The sequence below is a fragment of the Streptomyces sp. NPDC017225 genome, from assembly GCF_044331465.1.
Lineage (GTDB): Bacteria > Actinomycetota > Actinomycetes > Streptomycetales > Streptomycetaceae > Streptomyces.
This window is the reverse complement of the sequence record NZ_JBIRNE010000025.1, coordinates 68,387-91,198: the sequence shown is the minus strand read 5'-3', so window position 1 is coordinate 91,198 and position 22,812 is coordinate 68,387. Positions and strand designations below refer to the sequence as shown.

Genomic DNA, 22,812 nt, shown 5'->3' with positions numbered 1-22,812 from the left:
CCGGTCCCGGAGTCGTACCAACCCGGCACGAAGGAATCCGCGAAGCCCACCCACAACCGCTCCGCCCACGCCAGCTTCGTCTCGTAACGCACCAGCTCCGCCGCGAACATCAGCGCGTGCGCGAACATCAGGGCCATCGTCGTCAGACTCGTGGTGCGGTGCCAACGCTCCAGCACCTGCCGGGAGACCGGCAGCCGGGCCGGCCGCGGCCCCGACAGCAGCAGCCCGAGCACGACCGTGCCCCAGGCCCACAACAGTCCCGACCAGCCGAACGCCTGGCTGAGCAGGTACATCCAGTACGTCCCGGCATCGTCCATGAACGGCATGACCGCGACAGTGCCCGAAGCACCCGACTCCATACGCGCCCACAACAGGACGAACACGAGCGCCGTGACCACCACCGCCGCGGAGGCGTCCGGCAGAGCGGACCGCAGGTCACCACGGAGAGCGACACGGTCGCCGGAAACCCTTCGCCGCCCGGACGGGCTCGCGGCCCCGCCCTCGTCCGGCCTCGCGTCTGACAGCATCAGGGCCTCCCGGGCACGGGCCACCGCGGCAGCGGTGCGCATGTGGCGTGGGGCAACAAGTCTTGCTGAAGGGACGACGAACCTCTGAGGCGATATCCGGCCAGAGACCGGACGGCTGACGCGGGCCACGCCGACGGGTTCGTGTTCGGCGCCGTGGAGCTGCCGCGGACTGCCGAGGAGGCGTACCCCGGCCGCGTGGACGTCTTCGGCGGCGGGGTCCGCACGCCCTTTCGCCGCCGGCTCGGGGGACCGTAGGATCACCTGGTCATCGCCGCGACGGGAGACAGGAAGCCGGTGCGAATCCGGCACGGTCCCGCCACTGTGACCGGGGAGTACACCCTCTCGACATGCCACTGCGCGCCGCGCGGGAAGGCGGAGGGAGCGTCGATCCGGGAGTCAGGACACTGGTCCGTCGCGGGCCCATTCCGAGGAGCGCGGACTCCACAGGAGGCTCTACGTGTACCACGGCATGCCCCATGCCCCTCTGTTCTCCCCTGCCCGACGGCGCCGGTCTCCGCACGCCGCGGCCGTCGCCCTGTCCGCGGTCGCGGCTCTGCTGGCCGGCTGCGGCTCGTCGGCCGGCACCGCACAGGATCCGAAGGCCGCGGCGTCGTCGGCCAACGGCTTCCCCGTCACCATCGACAACTGCGGCGTGAGGACGACGTACGACAAACCGCCGTCCCGGGTGGTCACCATCCACCAGCACCCGGCGGAACTCATGCTCGCCCTCGGTCTGAGGGACCGCATGATCGGCACCGCCTTCCCCGACTCCGCCGTCCTGCCCGAGCTGAGGAAGGACTACGAGTCCGTCCCGGAACTGGCGGAGAGGGAACCGTCCTTCGAGACCGTCCTGGACGCCGAACCCGACCTCGTCTACGGCGGCTACGGCAGCGCCTTCGACGAGAACGAGGGCCGCTCCCGCGAGGCGTTCGCCGACGCCGGGATCGACACCCACCTCAACCGCGAGTACTGCGGCGAGAAGCGGGTGACGATGCAGGACACCTACGACGAGATCCGCACCATCGGCAGGATCTTCGGTGTCCCGGACCGGGCCGACGAACTGGTCGCCGACCTGGAGGGCCGCGTCGACGAGGCCGCCACCGCCGTCGGTGGCGAGCCCGAGGTGCCCGTCTTCGTCTACGACAGCGGCGACAAGGCCGCCTTCACCGCGGGCGGCAAGAGCCTGGGCACCGAACTGATCCGGCTGGCCGGCGGCGAGAACATCTTCGCCGACCTCGACGACGTCTTCGGTGACGTCTCCTGGGAGCAGGTCGTGGCACGCAAGCCCGAGGTCATCGCCATCTACGACTACGCCGGCGCCGGAAGCGTCGAGCGGAAGAAGCGGTTCCTGCTCTCCCAGCCCGCGCTCGCCGACGTACCCGCCGTCAGGAACGAGCGGTTCGTCGTCCTGCCGCTGACCGCCACCCTGGTCGGCATCCGCTCGGCCCACGCGGTCGACGGCCTGGCCCGCGGACTGCACCCCGAGAGCTTCCGGTGACCCAGGCCGCCGTCGGCTCCCCCGCCGAGCGGACGGCGCAGCGGCAAAGGACCTCCAAGCCGGGAGCGGGGCGTACGGGGCTGGCCGTCACGCTGTTCGTACTCACCGCCCTGCTGCTGGTCTCCGCCGCGGCGGGGCTGGCGATCGGCTCCGTCCAGGTTCCGCCCGGTCAGGTGTGGGGCATCGTGACGCACGCGCTGGGTGCCGACTGGCAGGAGCCGGGCTGGTCGCGGGCCCGGGAGACCATCGTGGTGGACGTGCGGGCACCCCGGGTGCTGCTCGGCGCGGTCATCGGTGCCGGACTGGCGGTCATCGGCACCGCCCTTCAGGCCCTGGTCCGCAATCCGCTCGCCGAGCCCTACCTGCTGGGCGTCTCCTCCGGGGCGTCCCTCGGAGCGGTCGCCGTGATCGTGTTCGGCGTCACCCTGTTCGGGCCGCTCTCCCTGTCCGTGGCCGCGTTCGTGGGCGCGCTCGGCGCGCTGCTGCTCGTCTACGCCACCGCGCGCACCGGCGGCCGCATCAGCTCCACGCGGCTGGTGCTGTCCGGGGTGGCGATCGCGGCGGTGCTCACCGCGGTACTCGATCTGCTGCTGCTCACCACCGACCGGGGCAACGAGGCCCGCGCGGTCCTGGCCTGGACCCTCGGTGGCCTCGGCGGCGTCGGCTGGGACACCCTGTGGCTGCCGAGCGCGGCCCTGCTGCTCGGCATCGGCGTCCTCATGGTGCAGGCACGCAACCTGAACCTGCTGCTGACCGGCGAGGAGGCCGCCACCACGATGGGACTGGACGTGGCCCGGTTCCGCGCCCGGCTGTTCGTCCTGCTCTCCCTCGTCACGGGCGTACTGGTCGCGGCGGCCGGGCCGATCGGCTTCGTCGGCCTGATGATGCCGCACATCGTGCGCCTGTTCGTCGGCGGCGACCACCGCCGGGTACTGCCGACGGCGGCACTGGGCGGTGCGGTCTTCCTCATCTGGGCCGACATCGCCGCACGGACGGTCGCCGCACCGATGGAGATACCCGTCGGCGTGCTCACGGCCCTGTGCGGGGGCCCGTTCTTCCTGTGGCTGATGCGCCGGGACGCCCGGCGCGGCACCGACCGAGGAGTGGCATGACCGCGACCGAACTCTCCGTCGACGGCGTCACGCTCACCGCCGGAGCCCGCCACCTGGTGCGCGACGTCTCCCTGACGGCCCGCCCGGGCGAGACCATCGGGCTGGTGGGTCCCAACGGCAGCGGCAAGTCGAGCCTCCTGCGCGCCGTCTACCGCGTGCTGCGCCCGGACACCGGCCAGGTCCTGGTCGACGGGAGCGACGCCTGGTCCATGCCGGTGCGGCGGCTGGCCCGGACGGTGGCGGCGGTGGTGCAGGACTCGGCCGCCGACTTCGACCTCGCCGTCCGCGAGGTCGTGGCCATGGGGCGCACCCCGCACAAACGGCTTCTCGACGGCGACACCCCCGAGGACGCCGGTCTCGTCGACTCGGCGCTCTTCGAGGCCGACGTCGCCCACCTGGCCGACCGCCCCTTCGACCGGCTCTCCGGCGGCGAACGCCAGCGGGTGCTCATCGCCCGAGCCCTCGCCCAGCAGCCCACCCTGCTGGTCCTCGACGAACCCACCAACCATCTCGACATCCGCCACCAGCTGGGGGTGCTCGGCGTACTGCGCCGGCTGCCCGCGACGGTGCTGCTGGCCCTGCACGACCTCAACCTCGCCGCCTACTACTGCGACCGCCTCTACGTCCTGAGCGACGGCGCGATCACGGCGTCCGGCCCGCCCGGCGCCGTCCTCACGCCCCGGTTGCTGGCCGAGGTGTACGGGGTGGAGGCGGAAGTCGCCACCCATCCGCGGACAGGCGCCCCGCAGGTGACGTTCCTCCCCGGACAGCGGCACGTCTGACGGGCCCGGCGGGCGGTGACTCCACCGAGGGCACGGCGGCGATCCCGCCCCGCCCCTCCGGCACCGACCGCCGCGTGGCCGCTCGTCGCGAGCGGGCATTAGGGTGCGATACGAAGCATGTGCGCGTCTTGTCCGGATGCCGGAGCAACAGGCCCGGGATCCACGCCGCGCACTGGAAGGGAACGAAGCCGTGCATGGCGAATACAAGGTGCCCGGCGGCAAGCTGGTCGTCGTGGACCTGGACGCCGGGGAAGGCGTCCTCCGTGACGTGACAGTCGCCGGGGACTTCTTCCTGGAGCCCGACGAGGCGATCCTGTCGATCAACAAGGCCCTGGAGGGCGCCCCCTCCTCCACGGACGCGGCGGGACTCGCCGCGCGGATCGACGCGGCGCTGCCCGAGGGCACCGTGATGTACGGGCTGACCTCGGAGGCCGTCGGCATCGCCGTACGCCGCGCCCTGGCGCGCGCCACCGACTGGACGGACTACGACTGGCAGCTGATCCACGAGGGCCCGCAGCCCCCGGCCCTGCACATGGCGCTGGACGAGGTGCTGACCGCCGAGGTCGCCGCGGGCCGGCGTCCGCCGACGCTGCGGGTGTGGGAGTGGGGCGCCCCGGCGGTGATCATCGGCAGCTTCCAGTCGCTGCGCAACGAGGTGGACGCCGAGGGCGCCGCCCGCCACGGCATCGAGGTGGTACGCAGGATCTCCGGCGGCGGCGCCATGTTCGTGGAGCCCGGCAACACGATCACCTACTCGCTGTCCGTGCCGGAGGCGCTGGTGCAGGGGCTCTCCTTCCAGGACAGCTACGCGTACCTCGACGACTGGGTGCTCGGCGCGCTCGGCGAGCTGGGGATCCGCGCCTGGTACCAGCCGCTGAACGACATCGCCACCGACCAGGGCAAGATCGCGGGTGCCGCGCAGAAGCGCGTCGTGGGGCCGGACGGCGGCCCCGGCGCCGTACTGCACCACGTGACCATGTCGTACGACATCGACGCCGACAAGATGCTCGAGGTGCTGCGCATCGGGCGGGAGAAGATGTCCGACAAGGGCATCAAGAGCGCGAAGAAGCGGGTGGATCCGCTGCGCCGGCAGACCGGGCTGGCCCGGGAGGCCGTCATCGAGCGCATGATCGAGTCGTTCGGCGGCCGGTACGGGCTGTGCCGGGGCAAGGTGACCGACGAGGAGCTGACCCGGGCACGGGAGCTGGCCCGCGCCAAGTTCGGTTCCGCCGAGTGGACCGCGCGAGTCCCCTGACCGTGGCGCGTGTCTCCTGACGGCGGCGTACATCTCCCGGGGGAGGCGCGGCATCACCTGACGACGGCGCGGCATCACCTACCGGTGGCGTGCCTCCACCAGGCCCGACTCGTAGGCGAACACCACGAGCTGTGCCCGGTCCCGGGCGCCCAGCTTGGTCATCGCCCGGCTGATGTGCGTCTTGGCGGTCAGTGGGCTGATCACCATGTGTGCGGCGATCTCCTCGTTGCTGAGGCCGTGGGCGGCGAGCGCGGTGACCTCGCGTTCGCGCCGGGTGAGGCGGTCCAGGCCCGGGGCGGTGGCCCGGTCCGGGGGCCGGGAGACGAACTCGCCGATCAGGGTGCGGGTGACCGACGGGGAGAGCAGCGCCTCCCCTCGCGCCACCACCTCGATGGCCTGGAGCAGGTCGGCCGGCTCGGTGTCCTTCAGGAGGAAACCGCTCGCTCCCGCCCGCAGGGCGTCGAAGACGTACTCGTCCAGGCCGTAGTTGGTGAGGATGACCACGCGGACGGCGGCGAGGGCCGGGTCGGCGGCGATACGGCGGGTCGCCTCGATGCCCGACATCACGGGCATCTGCACGTCGACCAGCGCCACGTCGGGCACCTGCGCCCGCACCAGTGCCACGCCCTGCTCGCCGTCGGCGGCCTCGCCGACCACCTCGATGCCGTCCTCCGCGTCGAGGAGCGCCCGGAAGCCGGCGCGCATCAGCGCCTGGTCGTCGACGAGCGCCACCCTCAGGGCCACCTCGCTCATACCGTCTCCCCCAGCGGCAGCCGGGCCCGCACCGAGAAGCCGCCCTCCGCGCGCGGGGCGGCGGACAGGGTTCCGCCGAGGGCCGTCACGCGTTCCCGCATGCCGGTCAGGCCGGTGCCCGGCACCGGTGGGCGGCCCGGCTCGGCGGCTCCGTCGTCGTCCACGTCTATGGTCAACTCCCCCTGGTTTCCCGCGCCGTAGTCGATCCGGACCATCACCTTCGCCGGTCCCGCGTGGCGTGCCGCGTTGGTGAGCGCTTCCTGGACGATGCGGTAGGCGGCGCGGCCGAGGGCCTGCGGCAGGGGGCGCTCGTCGCCGGTGACCGTCAGGCCGACGGCCAGACCGGCCGCGCGGGCCCGCTCCACGAGCAGCGCCGGGGTTCCGGTCGGTTCGTCGGCGCGAAGCACCTGGAGCGCGGAGCGCAGCTCGCGCATCGCCTCGCCACTGGCCTCCTGGATGGCGAGCAGCGCGGGCGGCACCTCCTCGCCGCGCTTGCGGGCCAGGTGGACGGCGACGCCCGCCTGGAGCTTGACGATGGAGATGCTGTGGGTGAGTGAGTCGTGCAACTCCCTTGCGATGCGCAGGCGTTCCTCGCCGGCCCGGCGCAGGGCCGCCTCCTCCCGGGTGCGCTCCGCCTCCAGGGCGCGCTGCTCGGTCTGGCGCAGGTACGCCTGCCAGTTCCGGTCGGCGAGCCCGGTCACCACCGCGCACAGGAACCAGCCGGCGAGCAGCCCGGCCCGCTCGGCCACGTCCTGGGTCCCGGGGCCGGTGGCCACGTACCCGGCCAGGAACACCGCGCCGCCGGCCGCCGCGACGCCCCGGTGGCCGACCCGGGCCGCGGTGTGCACGGCTCCCAGAACGGGCAGCGCGGCAAGCGGCCCGGGATGGGCGTGCAGGACGTACGCCGTGCCGAGCCCGGTGGCGACGGCGAGCACCGCGCGCGGGGCGGCGCGGTGGAAGGCGAGCGCCGCGGAGGCGAGGGCGATGAGCACGTGGTCGAGCGCCCCGGTGTCGTCGTCGAAGGCGGCGACGGTCATGCCGAGGGCACCGACCACGACCGCGAGGATCACGTCGGCGAGCCGTCCACGATCGATCCGACGCCCACTCATGTCCGCACCCTAGACGGCTCCGCCGACGGCCGCGTCGGCCCTGTGGACGGCTTGCGGACTACTCCCGGCGAAGTAGTGCCCCTTGGGACCGGGCCTCGGCGGCGCAGCGCCGACCGCATCCGCCCGTACGACGACCACCGGCACCCCGGCGGCGCACGCTGCTGTCCATGCCCACACCCTTCCGTCACACCGGACCCCTGCCTCCGAAAGCGGCCACCGGCCGCGTCGCCGAGGTCTACGCACAGGCCGCGCGGGACTTCGGCATCCCCGAGCCCGCCCCGTTCGTGGTCCTCTCCTCCGCACCCGAACTCGTCGCCCCGGCCTGGGCGCTGATGCGCGAGTCCCTGATCGCCGGCCCCGGCGGCCGGACCGGCAAGGAGGTCGCCGCCTTCGGGGTGTCGCAGGCCAACAAGTGCCGGTTCTGCGTGGACGCGCACACCATGCTGCTGCACGCGACCGGCGACCACGCCCTGGCCGAGCGGCTGGCCCGGGGCCAGGAGCCGGCGGACGAGCGGCACGCGCGCGTGCTCGACTGGGCGCGGCGCACCCGGGTCCCGGGGGCCGCGCGGGAGCCGTACCCGTTCCCCCGCGCGGAGGTTCCCGGCTATCTCGGCACCGTGCTGGCCTTCCACTTCATCAACCGGATCGTGTCGGCCCTGGTGGCCGAGAAACTCCTCCCGGCCGACGCGCAGCGGCTGCGGCCGGTGCGGAGCCTGGCGGGCCGGTCGCTGTCCCGTACCGTGCGCCGCCCGGCCGTCCCCGGCGCCTCCCTGCCCCTGCTCGACGACCCCGGCCCGGGGCCGGCGTGGGCGGCGGGCACGCCGGTCGGCCCCGCCTACGCGGCACTGAGCAGCACCGCCACGATGGGCGCGGGCCTCCTCGACGCCGACGACCAGGCCCTCGTACGCACCACCCTGCGCGCCTGGGACGGGTCCCATCCGCCCCTCACACCGGACCCGTTCCCCGACCGGCGGGAGCGGCCCGGCGCGCGGCTGGCGCTGCTGGCCGCGCTCGCGCCGTACCGGATCACGGACGCGGACGTCGCGGCGTGGCGCCGGCCCGAGCACACCGACCACTGCCTGGTGCACCTGGTCGCGTACGGCGCGTTCGCCGCCGTGGACCGCGTCGAGACCGCCCTGAACGCGCCCGCCGCCCGGGCCACCCCATCGCCCACCACGGAGACCTCATGACCGTGCTCGTCCGTCCGCCCGAGGCGCGGGCGCTCGCCCCGTCCGAGGTCCCGCCCGGGCACGAGGAGGGAGTGGTCGGCCCGCGCGCAGTCGAGGCGGCCCGGGGGCGGGACGCGCGTGGCCCCGTCGAGTTCCTGCTGTCGCCCGTTCCGGGCGGCGCGCTCCCCGCGTCCCGATTCGTCCGGACCGGGCGTTCCCCTTCGTCTGCGTCACCGGGCGGCCACGCACCGAGTTCGCCCTTCCGCCCCACGGGGACTCGTGTGAGACTGGCGTCCCGTCCGCTGTGCGGGCCCCCCGCACCATCCCCCACGAGAAGTGCGCCGTGCGTTCTCTTCCCCTGCCGCTCGCCCTGACCGCGCGTCTGGCGCCGGTCGCCGTGCTCGCCACGGCGGGCTGGGCGCTGTCGTCCGGGCCGGACTCCTCACCGGCCGCCAAGGACAAGACGCCGCCCGACACCACGAACCGGTCGGCCTCCGCGCCGGCGACCGAGGCGGTGACGAAGACGTACGCCGCCGCCCCGGCGCCCTGCGAGAGCCTGGCCGGCAAGACGGTCGGCTCACTGGTTCCGGGCGCGAAGGCGGACGGCAAGGAGATCCCGTCGACGGACACCGACGCCCGCCGCACCTGCTCCTGGAACGCCCTCAAGGGGTACGACTACCGGTGGCTCGACGTCTCCTACGAGGTGATGGCCTCGGACGAGGCGGCACTGAAGTCGTACAAGGAGCGGGTCGCCGACCGGAGCGGCGGAGGTGAGGTCCCGGGGCTCGGCGACGCGGCCTACTCCGTCGTGAACCTCACCACCGAGGACAAGCAGCAGACGCGCGAGGGCACCGTGCTGGTCCGCGCGTCCAACGCCCTGGTGATGATCACGTACAACGGCAGCGACTTCGAGTCGAAGAAGGCACCGACTACGGAGACGATCAACAAGGGTGCCATCCAGGCGGCCAAGGAGGCGGTGGCCGCCCTGGAGAACGGTCAGGGCTGAGGAGGCACCGGGACGGCTGTCGGCCAGCGGTGCCGAGAGGGTGCGCGGGTGCGGCCTGGTCCCCCTCCCCCGAGGCGGGGAAGGGGGAGGGAGCGCGTCAGGCGTTGACAGCCGGGATGATCTTCGTGCCGTAGGCGTCGATCACGGCTTCCCGCGCGTCGTGCATGTCGTAGAGCGCGAACTGGTCGACGCCGAGGGCGTGCAGGGCGTTCAGCTTCTCGATGTGCTTCTCGGCCGGCCCGATCAGGCAGAACCGGTCGACGATCTCGTCCGGCACGAACCGGGTGTCGGGGTTGCCGCTGCGTCCGTGGTGGGCGTAGTCGTAGCCCTCGCGGGCCTCGATGTAGTCGGTGAGTTCGCCGGGGACGGCGGCGGAGTGCTCGCCGTACTTGTCGACCAGGTCGGCGACGTGGTTGCCGACCATGCCGCCGAACCAGCGGCACTGCTCGCGCGCGTGGGCGAGTGCCTCGGGCGAGTCGTCCGCTGTGACGTAGGCCGGTGCGGCGACGCAGACGGTCACCTCGGAAGGGTCCCGTCCGGCGGCGACGGCGGCGTCCTTGACTGCCTTGACCATGTACTCGGTCAGGTAGAGGTCGGCGAGCTGGAGGATGAAGCCGTCGGCCTCCTCGCCGGTCATCCTCAGCGCCTTGGGGCCGTAGGCCGCCATCCACACGGGCACTTCGGCGCCCGGCTTGATCCAGGGGAACCTGACGACGGTGCCGCCGCCGAGGTCGGCCTCCTCTCCCCTGCCCAGTGCCCGGATGACCCGCATGGACTCGCTGATGCGGGCCAGGGTGCTGGGTTTGCGGCCGGCGACGCGCATCGCGGAGTCGCCGCGGCCGATGCCGCAGACGGTGCGGTTGCCGAACATGTCGTTGAGGGTGGCGAAGGTGGAGGCGGTCACCTCCCAGGTGCGGGTGCCCGGGTTGGTGACCATCGGGCCGACCTTCAGTGTCGTGGTGTGGGCCAGGATCTGGCTGTAGATCACGAACGGCTCCTGCCACAGCACGGAGGAGTCGAAGGTCCAGCCGTGGCTGAAACCGTTGTCCTCCGCCCGCTTCATCAGGTCGACCACGCGGGAGGCGGGTGGGTCGGTCTGCAGGACGAGTCCGAAGTCCATGGGCGCGGCTCCTAGCTAGTTCAGGTACTGGCAGGTGGCGCGCGGGGTGTAGACGCCGTGGCCCTTGCGCCCGGTGTACTCCCGCTCGGTGACGACCGGTACGCCGCGCGAGAGCACGGTCTCCACCCGGCCGGTGATCCGCCTGCCCTCGTACGCCGAGTAGTCGACGTTCATGTGGTGGGTCTCGGCGGAGATGACCTGCTCGGCGTGCGGGTCGTAGACGACCACGTCGGCGTCGGCGCCGGGCGCGATGGTGCCCTTCTTCGGGTAGAGGCCGAACATGCGGGCCGGGGTGGCGCAGGCGATCTCGATCCAGCGGCGCCGGGTGATGTGCCCGTCGACGACGGCCTGGTGGAGCAGGTCCATGCGGTTCTCGACGCCCGGCATGCCGTTGGGGATCTTGGAGAAGTCGCCCCGGCCCAGCTCCTTCTGGCCGCTGAAGCAGAAGGGGCAGTGGTCGGTGGAGACCACCTGGAGGTCGTTGGTCCGCAGGCCCCGCCACAGGGCCGCCTGGTGCTCGCGCGGGCGCAGCGGGGTGCTGCACACGTACTTGGCGCCCTCGAAGCCGGGCTCGGCGAGGTTGTCGGTGGACAGGAAGAGGTACTGGGGGCAGGTCTCGCCGAAGACGTTCAGGCCCTCGTCGCGGGCCCGGGTCAGCTCCGCGACCGCCTCCGTCGCGGAGACGTGCACGACGTACAGGGGCGCGCCGGCGACCTGGGCGAGCTTGATGGCGCGGTGGGTCGCCTCGGCCTCCAGGAGGGCCTTGCGGACCTCGCCGTGGTGGCGCGGGTCGGTCTCGCCGCGGGCGAGGGCCTGCTCGGCCAGGACGTCGATCGCGATGCCGTTCTCGGCGTGCATCATGATCAGGCCGCCGTTGCCGGCGGCGCGCTGCATGGCGCGCAGGATCTGGCCGTCGTCGGAGTAGAACACGCCGGGGTAGGCCATGAACTGCTTGAAGGAGGTGACGCCCTCCTCCACCAGCAGGTCCATCTCCTTGAGCGTCTTCTGGTTCACGTCGGAGACGATCATGTGGAAGGCGTAGTCGATCGCGCAGTTGCCCTCGGCCTTGGCGTGCCAGGCGTCCAGGCCGGAACGCAGGGAGTGCCCGACGCCCTGGACGGCGAAGTCGACGATCGTGGTCGTACCGCCCCAGGCGGCGGCCCTGGTGCCGGTCTCGAAGGTGTCGGCGGCGTAGGTGCCGCCGAAGGGCATCTCCATGTGGGTGTGGCCGTCGACGCCTCCGGGGATGACGTACTTCCCGGTCGCGTCGATGCTGTGCCCGGCCGTGAAGGCCTCGGCGGCCGGGGTGCCGGACGCGGCGAGGGCGGCGACGCGGCCGTCCTCGATCAGGACGTCGGCGTGGAGTTCGTCGGACGCGGTGACGACGAGGCCGCCGCGGATGACGGTACGGCTGCTCATGCTGCTGTTCCCTCCTTCTCAGAGCCCCGGTCGGTCAGGGCGCGGTCAGCGGGGAGGAGGCGCCCGGCGCCCGGTCGCGGTAGAACTGCCAGCGGTCGCGGACCTCGCGCGGCTTGCCCATGTCGAGGTCCCGGACGACGAGTTCGCTCTCCTTGTCGCTCGCGACCTCGCCGACGAACCGCGCCCCGGGGTCGACGAAGGTAGCCGCACAGCACCAGCCGCCCCCAGCGCTCCCCGCGGCCGCTCAGCTCGGCGCGGATCCAGCCGTCGGCCGTCCCGGCACCGGCCTGGCGGGCGATGCGCTCCCAGTCCCGGAGCACGTCGTCGACCGCGGGCCGCGCCCCCGCCGTGGCGAGGACGCGGTGGGCGAGGTTGGTGACGACGACCGGGCAGCCGCCGTGCCGGGCCACCTCGTCGAGGAGGCGCTGCACCGGGGCGCCCGCGGTGATCAGACCGGTCGGTTCGGTGCGTACGGCCTCGGAGAGGCTGACGGCGGCGAACTTGCGCCGCAGCAGCCGGGACTGCACCTCCTCGGTCAGTTCGGCGAAGGGGAAGGGCCGGTGCAGGACGACCAGGGGCAGTCCGCACCGCTCGGCCGCCCGGCGCATCACCTCCGGCGGGGTGGGGAAGGCACGGCCGAGTCCGAGCACGACGGCGGCGGCCTCCGCGCGGTGCAGGGAGCGGATGTACTCGCCCTGCCTGTCCTCGTCGCCGGCGAGCAGCACCCCGGTGGTGAGCACCATCTCGCCGCCGCTGAGCATCACTCCGACGTCGGCCGCCTCGGCGACGTGCACCCAGCGCACGGGCCGGTCGAGCCGGTGCGCGCCGGCCACCACCTCGGGCTGCCCGGCGAGCACCCGCTCCAGGCCGAGGACCTGGCGGACCGACAGGGCGGGTTCCCAGACCTGCTGCTCCGGAGCCTTCGAGGTCTCCGGAGCCTTCGAGGCGTGAAAGGTCTCCGAGGCCTTCGAGGTCTCCGAGGTAGAGGTCATGGCGGCGGTCCCTCCGCTCGTTGCACGGCCGGTGTACGGCTGTCAAATGCTCCGCAGGGCGCGTTCGAGGATCGCGGCGCCCTCCTCGGCCTCCGCGACGGTGAGGGACATCGGCGGGGCGATGCGCAGGACGCTGGTGTTGTGGCCGCCGCCCTTGCCGATGAGCAGGCCGCCCGCGCGGGCCTCCTCCAGCACGGTGGCCGCCGCCTCGGGTACGGCCTCGTCGGTGCCGGGCCGGGCCAGCTCGACGCCGATCATCAGCCCGCGCCCGCGTACCTCGCGTACGTGCGGCACCCGGGCCGCGACGGCCCGCAGCCGTTCGATGAGCAGTCCGCCGACGCGCCGGGCGTTGCCCTGGAGGTCGTGTTCCAGCAGGTAGGTGAGGTTGGCGAGGCCGGCCGCCATGGTGACCTGGGTGCCGCCGAAGGTGGAGATGCTGTTGGCGTCCAGGCAGTTCATGATCTCGGCGCGGGCGATGACACCGCCGACGGACATGCCGTTGCCGATGCCCTTGGCGAAGGTCACGATGTCCGGCGGGCCGCTGCGCCCGTGGGCCTGCCAGCCCCAGAAGTGCTCGCCGGTGCGGCCCCAGCCGGTCTGCACCTCGTCGGCGATCCACAGGATGCCCCGCTCGTGCAGCACCTCGCGGAACGCGGCGTACAGGCCGTCCGGCGGAGAGGTGAAGCCGCCGACGCCCTGCACGGGTTCGGCGATCAGCGCGGCGGGCGGGCGGGTGTGGCCGAGGAGGTCCTCGAGGTCCTCGACGCAGGCGTCGACGAAGTCCCGGTCGTCCAGGTGCGCGTAGGGGCCGCGGGTGCGCACGCCGCCGTGCACGTAGAGCGTCTGGAGCGGGGAGAGCGAGGTCGGGGACCAGCCGCGGTTGCCGGTGATGCCGACCGAGCTGAAGGAGCGGCCGTGGTAGCTGTTGCGCATCGCCAGGATCGTGTTGCTGCGCCGGTGGGCGGTGGCGAGCAGCAGGGCGGTGTCGTTGGCCTCGGTACCGGAGGTGGTGAAGAAGACGCGGGCGTCCGGGATGGCGGAGACGTGGGCGACGCGCTCGGCGAGTTCGACCATCGGCCGGTTGAGGTAGAGCGTGGACGAGTGGATGATCCGCCCGGCCTGCTCACTCACCGCCTTGGTCACCTCGGGCAGGGCGTGGGCGGTCATCGTGGTGAGGATGCCGCCGAAGAAGTCGAGGTACGTGTTGCCGGCGGCGTCCCATACCCGGCGGCCCTCGCCGTGGGTGATCTCCAGCGGGTCCTCGTAGTACAGGGCGAGCCAGTCGGGCAGGACGGCGCGGTGCCGGCCGAACAGGTCCCTGGTCACGGCCGCACCAGCCCTTCGTAGGCGTCGGGGCGTCGGTCGCGGTAGAAGGCCCACTGCTGCCGCACCTCGTCGATGAGGGCGAAGTCGAGGTCCCGGACGACGAGTTCCTCCTTGGTGTCGCTGGCCGTCTCGCCGACGAACTGCCCGCGCGGGTCGACGAAGTACGACGACCCGTAGAAGTCGTTGTCCCCGTACTCCTCCTGCCCGACGCGGTTGATCGCGGCGACGAAGTACTCGTTGGCGACGGCCGCCGCGGGCTGTTCGAGCCGCCACAGGTGGGCGGAGAGGCCGCGGTGCGTGGCGGAGGGGTTGTAGACGAGCTGGGCGCCGCCGAGGCCGAGTTGCCGCCAGCCCTCGGGGAAGTGCCGGTCGTAGCAGATGTAGACGCCGACCTTGCCGACGGCGGTGTCGAAGACCGGCCAGCCGAGGTTGCCGGGCCGGAAGTAGAACTTCTCCCAGAAGCCCTTGACCTGCGGGATGTGATGCTTGCGGTACGTGCCGAGGACGGTGCCGTCGGCGTCGATCACGGCCGCGGTGTTGTAGTAGAAGCCGGACTGCTCGACCTCGAAGACGGGGACGACGATCACCATGCCGGTCTCGCGGGCGAGGGCCCGCATACGGCGGGTGGTCGGGCCGTCGGGCACGGGCTCGGCCCAGCGGTAGTGCTCGGGGTCCTGCACCTGGCAGAAGTAGGGGGCGTTGAAGACTTCCTGGAAGCCGATGATCCCGGCCCCCTGCCGGGCCGCCTCGCGGGCGTGCTCCTCGTGCTTCGCCACCATGGACTCGGTGTCGCCGGTCCAGGTGGCCTGGACGAGAGCGGCACGTACGACGTTGGCCATGAGCTGCTCCTTCGACACGACGTCAGAGCCTCTACGCCCGTAGAGCAGGCCGTAGGGGGTCGAAGGTAAGCCTGGCCACGGGGGCTTGCCAAGACCATCGTCGCCACGGCGCGGTGTCGACCGGTTTTCGCACTCCTGCGGGTGAGTGGAGTGGCCGGTGGGGCGGCTGGGACGGACGCCGCCGCCCGGCGCTCACACGCCCGCGAGCGCGCACCACCCCGCCAGCTCGTCCATGGAGAGCCCCAGCGCGCGGGCCAGCGCGGCCACCGTGAAGAACGCCGGGGTGGGCGCCCGGCCGGTCTCGATCTTGCGCAGGGTCTCGGCGGAGATCCCGGCCTCGGCCGCGACCTCCGTCATGCTCCGGTCGCCGCGGGCCGCGCGGAGCAGCCGCCCGAGGCGCTCACCGCGTTCACGCTCTTCGGGGGTCAGGGGGGTGCGTACCATGCCGTCATTCTAATACCGGTTTCCCTTACCGGACCGGTACGGGAACCAGGAGATCCGGTGACGCGGGCCACGGCGGGAATCCAATTCAAATACCGGTATAGTAATTGGCATGGTGGAACTGAAGACAGACACATCGATCGACGCCATGCACGCGGCCGGCCAGGTCGTCGCGCGCGCCCTGACCGCCGTACGGCGGGCCGCGGACGTGGGCGTGTCCCTGCTGGAGCTGGACGCGGTGGCCCACGAGGTGCTGCGGGAGGCGGGCGCCGGTTCGCCGTTCCTCGGCTACCGGCCCTCCTTCGCGCCGGCGCCGTTCCCGGGCGTCATCTGCGCGTCGGTGAACGACGCGATCGTGCACGGCATCCCCGACGGCTACCGGCTGCGCGACGGCGACCTCGTCTCCATCGACTGCGGCGCCACCCTGGACGGCTGGGCCGGCGACTCGGCGGTCAGCTTCGTCGTGGGCACCCCGCGCCCGGCGGACGTGACGCTGATCGAGGCCGCCGAGCGGGCCCTCGCGGCGGGCATCGACGCGGCCGTCGTCGGCAACCGCGTCGGGGACATCGCGCACGCCATCGGCACGGTCTGCCGGGGGGCCGGCTACGGCATCATGGAGGACTTCGGCGGCCACGGCATCGGCCGGCAGATGCACGAGGACCCCGGGGTCCCCAACGAGGGCCGGCCGGGACGCGGGCTGCCCCTGCGGCACGGCATGGTCATCGCCATCGAGCCGATGCTGATCAGCAGCGGCCGGGACGACTACCACCCCGCCCCGGACGGCTGGACCCTGCGCACGAACGACGGCTCCCGGGCGGCGCACGTGGAGCACACGGTGGCGATCACCGAGGCCGGTCCGCGCGTCCTGACCTCGCGGGACGGCCTCTGAGACGGGCCGGGGCCCGGGGTTCCCGCACATGCCCGCCGGAACAGAACGTGTCATGTTGGGCATGAGCTCACCCCGCCCGGGTTACCCGGCCCCGGCACGTCGATCAGCGAAGCAGCGGAGGACCGGAAACGATGAGCAGCGGCTTCATGGGCCCGGAGGGTGACCCGTTCGCGGAATTCCTGGCACGCTTCTTCGGCGGGCCCAGGCCGAGGCAGATCGACATCGGGCGGCTGCTCAGCCAGCCCGCCCGGGAGCTGGTGCGCGGCGCCGCCCAGTACGCCGCCGAGCACGGCAGCCGGGACCTGGACACCGAGCACCTGCTGCGGGCCGCGCTCTCCACCGAGCCGACCCGGGGCCTGCTCAGCCGGGCCGGTGCCGATCCCGACTCGATGGCCTCGCAGATCGACGAGCGGAGCGGCCCGGTGCAGCACCCGCCCGGTGAGGTGCCGCCTCCGACCTCGCTCTCCCTGACCCCGGCCGTCAAGCGCGCCCTGCTGGACGCGCACGAGCTGGCCCGGTCGACCGGCACCGGGTACATCGGCCCGGAGCACGTGCTCAGCGCCCTGGCCGCCAACCCGGACTCGGCCGCCGGGCACATCCTGAACGCGGCCCGGTTCGCCCCCTCCGGTCTGCCGACGGAGGCACCGGACGCCGCGAAGGCCCGCACGGAGGGGCCGCGGACCACCAACACGCCGACCCTGGACAAGTACGGCCGCGACCTCACCGAACTGGCCCAGCAGGGCCGGATCGACCCGGTGATCGGGCGCGAGGAGGAGATCGAGCAGACCGTGGAGGTGCTCTCCCGCCGCGGCAAGAACAACCCGGTCCTCATCGGTGACGCGGGGGTCGGCAAGACCGCCGTCGTGGAGGGGCTGGCTCAGCGCATCACGGACGGCGACGTCCCCGACGTGCTGGTCGGGCGCCGGGTGGTCGCGCTGGACCTGACCGGCGTGGTCGCCGGCACCCGCTACCGGGGCGACTTCGAGGAGCGGATGAACAACATCGTGGGCGAGATCCGCGCCCACTCCGACCAGTTGATCATCTTCATCGACGAGCTGCACACCGTCGTCGGCGCGGGCGGTGGCGGCGAGGGCGGCTCGATGGACGCCGGGAACATCCTCAAGCCGGCCCTGGCCCGCGGCGAGCTGCACATCGTGGGTGCCACCACGCTGGAGGAGTACCGCCGGATCGAGAAGGACGCGGCCCTCGCCCGCCGCTTCCAGCCGATCCTGGTCCCGGAGCCCACCACCGCGGACGCGATCGAGATCCTGCGCGGCCTGCGCGACCGCTACGAGGCCCACCACCAGGTCCGTTACACCGACGAGGCGCTGGTGGCGGCCGTGGAGATGTCCGACCGCTACCTCACCGACCGGCGGCTGCCGGACAAGGCCATCGACCTGATCGACCAGGCGGGCGCCCGGGTGCGGCTGCGGGCCCGCACCAAGGGCACGGACGTACGGGCCATGGAGCGCGAGGTGGACCAGCTGGTCCGGGACAAGGACCAGGCGGTCGCGGACGAGAGTTACGAACAGGCCACCCAGCTGCGCGACCGGATCGTCGAGCTGAAGCAGCGGATCACCGAGGCCGACGGCGGCGGCGAGGCCGACGAGGGCCTGAACCTGGTCGTCGGCACCGAGTCCATCGCCGAGGTGGTGTCACGGCTGACCGGCATCCCGGTCAGCAGCCTCACCCAGGAGGAGAAGGACCGCCTGCTGGGCCTGGAGTCCCACCTGCACGAGCGGGTGGTGGGCCAGGAGGAGGCCGTACGGGTCGTCGCCGACGCCGTACTGCGCTCCCGCGCCGGGCTCGCCAGCCCCGACCGGCCCATCGGCAGCTTCCTCTTCCTCGGCCCGACCGGCGTCGGCAAGACCGAGCTGGCCCGCGCGCTGGCCGAGGCGCTGTTCGGCAGCGAGGAGCGGATGGTCCGGCTCGACATGAGCGAGTACCAGGAGCGGCACACCGTCAGCCGTCTGGTCGGCGCCCCGCCCGGCTACGTCGGACACGAGGAGGCCGGTCAGCTCACCGAGGTGGTACGCCGGCACCCGTACTCGCTGCTCCTGCTGGACGAGGTGGAGAAGGCGCACCCGGACGTCTTCAACATCCTGCTCCAGGTGCTCGACGACGGGCGCCTGACCGACTCGCAGGGCCGGACGGTGGACTTCAGCAACACGGTCGTCGTGATGACCAGCAACCTGGGCTCCGACGTGATCACCCGGCGCGGTGCGGGCATCGGCTTCGGCGCCGGCGGCTCGGATGCGGACGAGGAAGCCCGGCGCGAGCAGGTGCTGCGCCCGCTGCGCGAGCACTTCCGGCCCGAGTTCCTCAACCGCATCGACGAGATCGTCGTCTTCCGCCAGCTCAGCGGCGAGCAGCTGCGGCAGATCACCAGCCTGCTCCTCGAGCAGACCCGCCGCATGGTGCACGCGCAGGGCGTCACGGTCGACTTCACCGACGCGGCCGTGGACTGGCTCGCCGAGCGCGGCTACCAGCCCGAGTACGGCGCGCGACCACTGCGCCGCACCATCCAGCGCGAGGTCGACAACGAACTGTCCCGGCTGCTGCTGGACGGCCGTATCGCGGAGGGCGGCCGGGTGACGGTCGACGTCGAGGACGGGCGGCTGGCCTTCCGGACGCCCGAGCGGCCCGTCCCCGAGCTGTGAGTCGGACAGGCCTGGCTAGCGCACTGGTTCGACGACCATCGCCGAGCCGCCGCCACGTCGTTCCTTCTCGGCGGCGGCCAGCCACCTGCCGTTCGGCAGCCGCTGCACTCCGGTCGCCGCGCCGATCTCCGGGGTCTGCTTGAAGGAGTGCCCGAGGGCCTCCAGCTCCTCCCGCACGCCGCTGTCGTGGAGACCGGGTTCCAGTTCGGTCTGCGCGGTGTTGCGCTGGCTGGCGCGCGGGGCCGCGATCGCGTCGGCGAGCGGGAGCCCGCGGTCGATGACGCCGGTGAGCGTCTGGAGCACGGTGGTGATGATGGTGGAGCCGCCGGGTGAGCCGACCGCCACGACCGGCCTGTGGTGCTGGTCCAGGACGATGGTCGGCGCGATCGAGGACCGCGGGCGCTTGCCGGGGCCGGGCAGGTTCGGATCGTGGACGGCCGGGTTGGCCGGCGCGAAGGAGAAGTCCGTCAGCTCGTTGTTGAGCAGGAAGCCGCGGTCGGGCACGGTGATGCCGCTGCCGCCGGTCTGCTCGATGGTGAGCGTGTAGGCGACGACGTTCCCCCATTTGTCGGCCACCGTCAGGTGCGTGGTGCTCTCGCCCTCGTACGTCGTCGGCGCCGCCGTACCGCCGCCCGCGCAGGGGGCGGGGTGCCGGGGGTCGCCGGGCGCGAGGGGGCTGGTGAGCACCGCGTCGTCCTTGATCAGGCACTCGCGCGAGTCGGCGTACCGCTGGGACAGCAGTTCCCTCGTCGGTACGTCCTCGAAGGCCGGGTCGCCGAGCCAGCGCCCGCGGTCGGCGAACGCGATGCGGCTCGCCTCGATGAAGCGGTGCAGGTACCGGGCCTTGCTCGCCTTGGAGAGGTCGGTGCGCTCGAGGATGTTGAGGGCCTCGCCGACCGTGGTGCCGCCGGAGGAGGAGGGCGCGACGGAGTAGACGTGCCGACCGCGGTACGAGGTCCTGGTGGGCGCCTGGAACTTGGCCTCGTAGGCCGCGAGGTCCTCGGCGGACAGGTCGCCGGGGCGGGCGTCCCAGCCGGAGTCCGGGTCGACGGGCGGCTCGTTGACGGTGGCGACGATGTCCTCGCCGAGCTCGCCGTGGTAGATCGCGCCGACGCCCTCGCGGGCCAGCTCCTTGTACGTGCGCGCCAGGTCCGGGTTCTTGAACGTGGAACCGACGACGGGGAGGTCGCCGCCCGGCAGGAACAGCTCGGCGGTGGCCGGGAAGTAGCGGAAACGCCGCTCGTTGGCGGCGGTCTGGGAGCGGAAGGTGTCGTCGACGGTGAAGCCGTGCCGGGCCAGGCGCTCGGCGGGCTTGAGCACCGAGCCGAGCTTCCGGGTGCCCCACTTGTCGAGGGCGGACTGCCAGGTGGCGGGTGTGCCCGGGGTGCCGACGGCGAGGCCGCTGCTGACGGCGTCGGCGAAGGCGAGCGGCTCGCCGTTCTCCGTGAAGAGGCTCTCGTCCGCGGTCAGCGGCGCGGTCTCGCGGCCGTCGATGGTCCGCACCGTGCGGGACTCGGCGTCGTAGTAGACGAAGTAGCCGCCTCCGCCGATGCCGGCCGAGTAGGGCTCCGTGACGCCGAGCGCGGCGGCGGTGGCGACGGCGGCGTCGACGGCGTTGCCGCCCTTGCGCAGGACCTCGATGCCGGCGGCCGAGGCGTCGGCGTCGACGCTGGCGACCGCGCCGCCGTACCCGACGGCGACCGGTGTCTTCGGGGCGGCGGGTCTGCTCTGCGCGGCGGGTGGCGCCGTCGCGGCGGGTGGCGCCGTCGCGGCGGGTGGCGCCGCCGCCCCCACCGACACCACGGCGGTCGAGACCGCCAGGACCGTCAGATTCCGTGCGACAGGGCGACGCATCCGCACCTCCAGGGAAGGGCCGTTCGGGCAGCTTAGTTGATCGTCATGGCCGCGTCAGGAGCACGTGCGCCGCGGCCCGTCGAACGCCGGTGCGCCGACGCCCGATAGCATGCGCGCCCATGACTGACGACGTACGCAACATCGTCCTCGGCGTGGTCGCGGCCGGCATCAGCGCCGCGCTGGGCTGGTTCACCCGCACCTACCTGTGGAAGCGGAGACTCCGCCGCAAGCAGGCGTTCTTCGGCCTGCCGGACAGTTCCGAGTCGCTGCTGGTCGTCAACCGGGACCCCGCCGCCGCCGAACCGGCGGTCCACCGCTTCGACGTCTTCGCGCTGCTGGAGCTGTCCGCGCTGATCAAGAACTGCGGCGCGCACGTGCAGGTGGTCACGCAGGACATGGTCCATCAGGGCTTCGGCGAGCGCACGGAGTTCTGCGTGGGCGGTCCCGGGTCGAACCGGCGCATGGTGGCCCACATGGCGGCCATGCTGCCCGGGGTGCGGATCAACATCGATCCGGAACCGGGACCGGACCGCGGCGCCTTCCAGATAGGCGGGGAGCGCTACCGCATGGACGCGGGCGTCACGGAGTACGTGCTGCTGGCCCGTCTCACCGCCGGGGAGCGGCGCGAGGCCCGGCCCGCGTTCCTGTTCTGCGGCCAGCGCGCGATCACCAACCAGGCCGCCACCCGCTACCTCGCGCGTCACCACGAGAAGCTGGCCCGCAAGCACGGCGGCAACTCCTTCGTGCTGCTGCTGAAGGTGGTCAACTCGCAGGCGTACGGACCGGATGTCGTCGAGCTCGTCGGGGACGTGACCCGGGCGGCGACGAGCCCCCTGCCGGCACCGGCGCCCACCCCCCGCAACTCCCACCGGGCCTGAGCCCGGCGCGCGGCTGACTTCTCCTCACCCGCGGACGGCCCGTCGTGGCGTCCGATCCGCCGCGCGGCGCCAGCGGTGATCTCCGGCCGCTCCCCGCGTGTGCCTCCGGGGCCTGGCCCCCGGCTCCCGGACAGGTACCGGGCCGACGAGTCGGTCGTGGCACTCGTCCAAAGCCGCGGCACCCGGGCCGTCGGGCCCACCGGACCGCGCTCCTGCTCGCCTTCACCGCCGCCCCGCCCTCGACGCGGCCCGGAACGACTCCGACCGACAGACAGCGCCGACCCGGTGGTCCGCGTCCGGCCACCGCTCGCCGTACGTGAGTTCAGGCAGCCATGACCTCGTCATCATCTGCTGGTGGTGCCGTTGCCGGTGGTGCGAGTGTTGCGTTGATCGGGCACGGGCGGGGTGATCGGACCGCGGGCAGCCCTGGTCAGGACGAGGACGACGTTGTGGCCCCCGAAGCCGAAGGAGTGGCTGACGGCGGTACGGACCTCCTGCCGTCGGGGCTCCCCGGTGACGCAGTCGATGCCGAACTCGGGCGCCGGGGCACCCGGGTTCGCGATCGGCGGCACCGTACGGTGCTGGAGGGTGAGCACCGTCAGCGCCGTCTCGACGGCGCCCGCCGCCCCCAGGCTGTGACCGAGTACGCCCTTGGGCGCCGTGACACTGGGACGGTGCGGCAGGACGCGGGCGATCAGGGCTGCCTCGCCCGCGTCGCCCAGCGGCGTGGAGGTGCCGTGGGCGTTGACGTGGTCGACATCCCGCGGAGCCAGCCCCGCGTCCGCCAGGGCGGTGCGCAGAGCCGCCTCCGCGCCCCGGGCCTCCGGGGCGGGCGCGGTGGGACGGTGGGCGTCCGAGGTACTGCCGCGGCCCGCCAGCAGGGCGCGGGTGCGGGCGCCGCGGGTGGTCGCGTCCTCGGTCCGTTCCAGGACGAGGACTCCGGCTCCCTCCGCCAGGACGAAACCGTCGCGGTCGGCGGCGAAGGGCCGGGACGCGCCGGCGCGCCGGGACAGGGCACCCATGCGCCAGAACCCGGCGGACACCAGCGGAGTGAGGGCGGCTTCGGTGGCTCCGGCCACCGCGACGTCGCACCGGCCGGTGGCGAGAGGATCGCGGGCCACGGTGACGGCGGTGGCGCCCGAGGCGCAGGCGGTGGCCGGGGCGAGGGCGGGGCCGCGGGCAG

Annotated in this window: 17 protein-coding genes, 4 pseudogenes and 1 riboswitch; of the genes and pseudogenes, 9 read left to right on the top strand and 12 right to left on the bottom strand. The window is 73.0% G+C overall.

The annotated features are described in order from the left end of the window. Window positions 1-527, bottom strand: a pseudogene (locus ACH4NX_RS34290) (hypothetical protein); the annotation flags it as partial. 283 nt (window positions 528-810) lie between these two features. Next, a riboswitch (cobalamin riboswitch) is annotated at window positions 811-934 on the top strand. 62 nt (window positions 935-996) lie between these two features. On the opposite strand from ACH4NX_RS34290, the gene ACH4NX_RS34285 reads away from it, so the two are divergent. From ACH4NX_RS34285 to ACH4NX_RS34270, 4 genes are all read left to right on the top strand, one after another. Beyond that, on the top strand, window positions 997-2,025 hold the full coding sequence (locus tag ACH4NX_RS34285) for an ABC transporter substrate-binding protein (protein ID WP_398129814.1): 1,029 nt from the start codon (window positions 997-999) through the stop codon (window positions 2,023-2,025). After that, window positions 2,022-3,137 carry an iron ABC transporter permease gene (locus ACH4NX_RS34280; protein WP_351400007.1) on the top strand — a complete coding sequence of 372 codons (1,116 nt, stop codon included), beginning with the start codon at window positions 2,022-2,024 and terminating at the stop codon, window positions 3,135-3,137. The genes ACH4NX_RS34285 and ACH4NX_RS34280 overlap by 4 nt, the downstream gene beginning before the upstream one ends. Beyond that, entirely contained in the window at window positions 3,134-3,919 is a 786-nt protein-coding gene (locus ACH4NX_RS34275) for an ABC transporter ATP-binding protein (RefSeq protein ID WP_351400009.1), read from the top strand. The genes ACH4NX_RS34280 and ACH4NX_RS34275 overlap by 4 nt, the downstream gene beginning before the upstream one ends. A 190-nt stretch (window positions 3,920-4,109) precedes the next feature. Then, window positions 4,110-5,174 (top strand): biotin/lipoate A/B protein ligase family protein, encoded by a 1,065-nt coding sequence (locus tag ACH4NX_RS34270; RefSeq protein WP_398129813.1) that lies wholly within the window; start codon window positions 4,110-4,112, stop codon window positions 5,172-5,174. Window positions 5,175-5,252: 78 nt separating this feature from the next. Here the strand turns inward: ACH4NX_RS34270 and ACH4NX_RS34265 are convergent, their stop codons facing one another. Both ACH4NX_RS34265 and ACH4NX_RS34260 read right to left on the bottom strand, forming a co-directional pair. Next, window positions 5,253-5,927: a response regulator transcription factor gene (locus tag ACH4NX_RS34265; RefSeq protein WP_351400013.1), complete on the bottom strand. Its 675-nt coding sequence runs from the start codon at window positions 5,925-5,927 to the stop codon at window positions 5,253-5,255. Continuing rightward, on the bottom strand, window positions 5,924-7,036 hold the full coding sequence (locus ACH4NX_RS34260; RefSeq protein ID WP_398129812.1) for a sensor histidine kinase: 1,113 nt from the start codon (window positions 7,034-7,036) through the stop codon (window positions 5,924-5,926). The genes ACH4NX_RS34265 and ACH4NX_RS34260 overlap by 4 nt, the downstream gene beginning before the upstream one ends. Window positions 7,037-7,203: 167 nt before the next feature. Between ACH4NX_RS34260 and ACH4NX_RS34255 the strand changes: the two genes are divergently transcribed. Both ACH4NX_RS34255 and ACH4NX_RS34250 read left to right on the top strand, forming a co-directional pair. Further along, on the top strand, window positions 7,204-8,226 hold the full coding sequence (locus ACH4NX_RS34255; RefSeq protein WP_398129811.1) for a carboxymuconolactone decarboxylase family protein: 1,023 nt from the start codon (window positions 7,204-7,206) through the stop codon (window positions 8,224-8,226). A gap of 322 nt (window positions 8,227-8,548) precedes the next feature. Beyond that, complete coding sequence (locus ACH4NX_RS34250; protein ID WP_351400020.1) at window positions 8,549-9,211, top strand: hypothetical protein; 663 nt, start codon at window positions 8,549-8,551, stop codon at window positions 9,209-9,211. A gap of 97 nt (window positions 9,212-9,308) precedes the next feature. Here ACH4NX_RS34250 and ACH4NX_RS34245 read toward each other — a convergent pair whose 3' ends face one another. The 7 genes and pseudogenes from ACH4NX_RS34245 to ACH4NX_RS34215 all read right to left on the bottom strand — a co-directional run bounded on the left by ACH4NX_RS34245 (window position 9,309) and on the right by ACH4NX_RS34215 (window position 15,351). After that, window positions 9,309-10,331: a TIGR03842 family LLM class F420-dependent oxidoreductase gene (locus ACH4NX_RS34245; protein WP_398129810.1), complete on the bottom strand. Its 1,023-nt coding sequence runs from the start codon at window positions 10,329-10,331 to the stop codon at window positions 9,309-9,311. Between the two features lie 15 nt (window positions 10,332-10,346). Beyond that, window positions 10,347-11,750, bottom strand: a complete 1,404-nt coding sequence (gene hydA / locus ACH4NX_RS34240; RefSeq protein ID WP_351400024.1) for a dihydropyrimidinase — start codon at window positions 11,748-11,750, stop codon at window positions 10,347-10,349. Between the two features lie 34 nt (window positions 11,751-11,784). After that, window positions 11,785-11,949, bottom strand: a pseudogene (locus ACH4NX_RS34235) (acyltransferase); the annotation flags it as partial. A gap of 1 nt (window position 11,950) precedes the next feature. Beyond that, window positions 11,951-12,742 (bottom strand): annotated as a pseudogene (locus ACH4NX_RS34230) (PucR family transcriptional regulator ligand-binding domain-containing protein); the annotation flags it as partial. Between the two features lie 42 nt (window positions 12,743-12,784). Next, window positions 12,785-14,068: an aspartate aminotransferase family protein gene (locus ACH4NX_RS34225; RefSeq protein WP_351400026.1), complete on the bottom strand. Its 1,284-nt coding sequence runs from the start codon at window positions 14,066-14,068 to the stop codon at window positions 12,785-12,787. Further along, window positions 14,065-14,907, bottom strand: a complete 843-nt coding sequence (locus ACH4NX_RS34220; RefSeq protein ID WP_351400028.1) for a nitrilase-related carbon-nitrogen hydrolase — start codon at window positions 14,905-14,907, stop codon at window positions 14,065-14,067. Before ACH4NX_RS34220 ends, ACH4NX_RS34225 begins: the two co-directional genes overlap by 4 nt. 192 nt (window positions 14,908-15,099) lie before the next feature. After that, window positions 15,100-15,351 carry a helix-turn-helix transcriptional regulator gene (locus ACH4NX_RS34215; protein WP_345589810.1) on the bottom strand — a complete coding sequence of 84 codons (252 nt, stop codon included), beginning with the start codon at window positions 15,349-15,351 and terminating at the stop codon, window positions 15,100-15,102. Window positions 15,352-15,460: 109 nt separating this feature from the next. Here ACH4NX_RS34215 and map point away from each other — a divergent pair, with 109 nt between their 5' ends. Next, complete coding sequence (map, locus tag ACH4NX_RS34210) at window positions 15,461-16,237, top strand: type I methionyl aminopeptidase (protein ID WP_398129809.1); 777 nt, start codon at window positions 15,461-15,463, stop codon at window positions 16,235-16,237. Between the two features lie 131 nt (window positions 16,238-16,368). Beyond that, entirely contained in the window at window positions 16,369-18,897 is a 2,529-nt protein-coding gene (locus tag ACH4NX_RS34205; RefSeq protein WP_398129808.1) for an ATP-dependent Clp protease ATP-binding subunit, read from the top strand. A 15-nt stretch (window positions 18,898-18,912) separates the two neighbouring features. On the opposite strand, the gene ggt is transcribed toward ACH4NX_RS34205, so the two are convergent. Continuing rightward, the gene (ggt, locus tag ACH4NX_RS34200; RefSeq protein ID WP_398129807.1) at window positions 18,913-20,751 is read right to left on the bottom strand and encodes a gamma-glutamyltransferase; all 1,839 of its coding nucleotides are present in this window, start codon (window positions 20,749-20,751) and stop codon (window positions 18,913-18,915) included. A gap of 119 nt (window positions 20,752-20,870) precedes the next feature. Here ggt and ACH4NX_RS34195 point away from each other — a divergent pair, with 119 nt between their 5' ends. Next, window positions 20,871-21,629 (top strand): hypothetical protein, encoded by a 759-nt coding sequence (locus tag ACH4NX_RS34195; protein WP_398129806.1) that lies wholly within the window; start codon window positions 20,871-20,873, stop codon window positions 21,627-21,629. A gap of 422 nt (window positions 21,630-22,051) precedes the next feature. Here the strand turns inward: ACH4NX_RS34195 and ACH4NX_RS34190 are convergent. After that, a pseudogene (locus tag ACH4NX_RS34190) lies at window positions 22,052-22,810 on the bottom strand (beta-ketoacyl-[acyl-carrier-protein] synthase family protein); the annotation flags it as partial. Window positions 22,811-22,812 lie beyond the last annotated feature (2 nt).

What these genes read in the sequence shown, in the direction of transcription:
- ACH4NX_RS34285 (WP_398129814.1), top strand. Translation starts at nt 997, where the DNA reads ATGCCCCATGCCCCTCTGTTCTCCCCTGCCCGACGGCGCCGGTCTCCG.
- ACH4NX_RS34275 (WP_351400009.1), top strand. Translation starts at nt 3,134, where the DNA reads ATGACCGCGACCGAACTCTCCGTCGACGGCGTCACGCTCACCGCCGGA.
- ACH4NX_RS34265 (WP_351400013.1), bottom strand. Translation starts at nt 5,927, where the DNA reads ATGAGCGAGGTGGCCCTGAGGGTGGCGCTCGTCGACGACCAGGCGCTG.
- ACH4NX_RS34260 (WP_398129812.1), bottom strand. Translation starts at nt 7,036, where the DNA reads ATGAGTGGGCGTCGGATCGATCGTGGACGGCTCGCCGACGTGATCCTC.
- ACH4NX_RS34255 (WP_398129811.1), top strand. Translation starts at nt 7,204, where the DNA reads ATGCCCACACCCTTCCGTCACACCGGACCCCTGCCTCCGAAAGCGGCC.
- ACH4NX_RS34245 (WP_398129810.1), bottom strand. Translation starts at nt 10,331, where the DNA reads ATGGACTTCGGACTCGTCCTGCAGACCGACCCACCCGCCTCCCGCGTG.
- hydA (WP_351400024.1), bottom strand. Translation starts at nt 11,750, where the DNA reads ATGAGCAGCCGTACCGTCATCCGCGGCGGCCTCGTCGTCACCGCGTCC.
- ACH4NX_RS34220 (WP_351400028.1), bottom strand. Translation starts at nt 14,907, where the DNA reads ATGGCCAACGTCGTACGTGCCGCTCTCGTCCAGGCCACCTGGACCGGC.
- ACH4NX_RS34215 (WP_345589810.1), bottom strand. Translation starts at nt 15,351, where the DNA reads ATGGTACGCACCCCCCTGACCCCCGAAGAGCGTGAACGCGGTGAGCGC.
- map (WP_398129809.1), top strand. Translation starts at nt 15,461, where the DNA reads ATGGTGGAACTGAAGACAGACACATCGATCGACGCCATGCACGCGGCC.
- ACH4NX_RS34205 (WP_398129808.1), top strand. Translation starts at nt 16,369, where the DNA reads ATGAGCAGCGGCTTCATGGGCCCGGAGGGTGACCCGTTCGCGGAATTC.
- ggt (WP_398129807.1), bottom strand. Translation starts at nt 20,751, where the DNA reads ATGCGTCGCCCTGTCGCACGGAATCTGACGGTCCTGGCGGTCTCGACC.
- ACH4NX_RS34195 (WP_398129806.1), top strand. Translation starts at nt 20,871, where the DNA reads ATGACTGACGACGTACGCAACATCGTCCTCGGCGTGGTCGCGGCCGGC.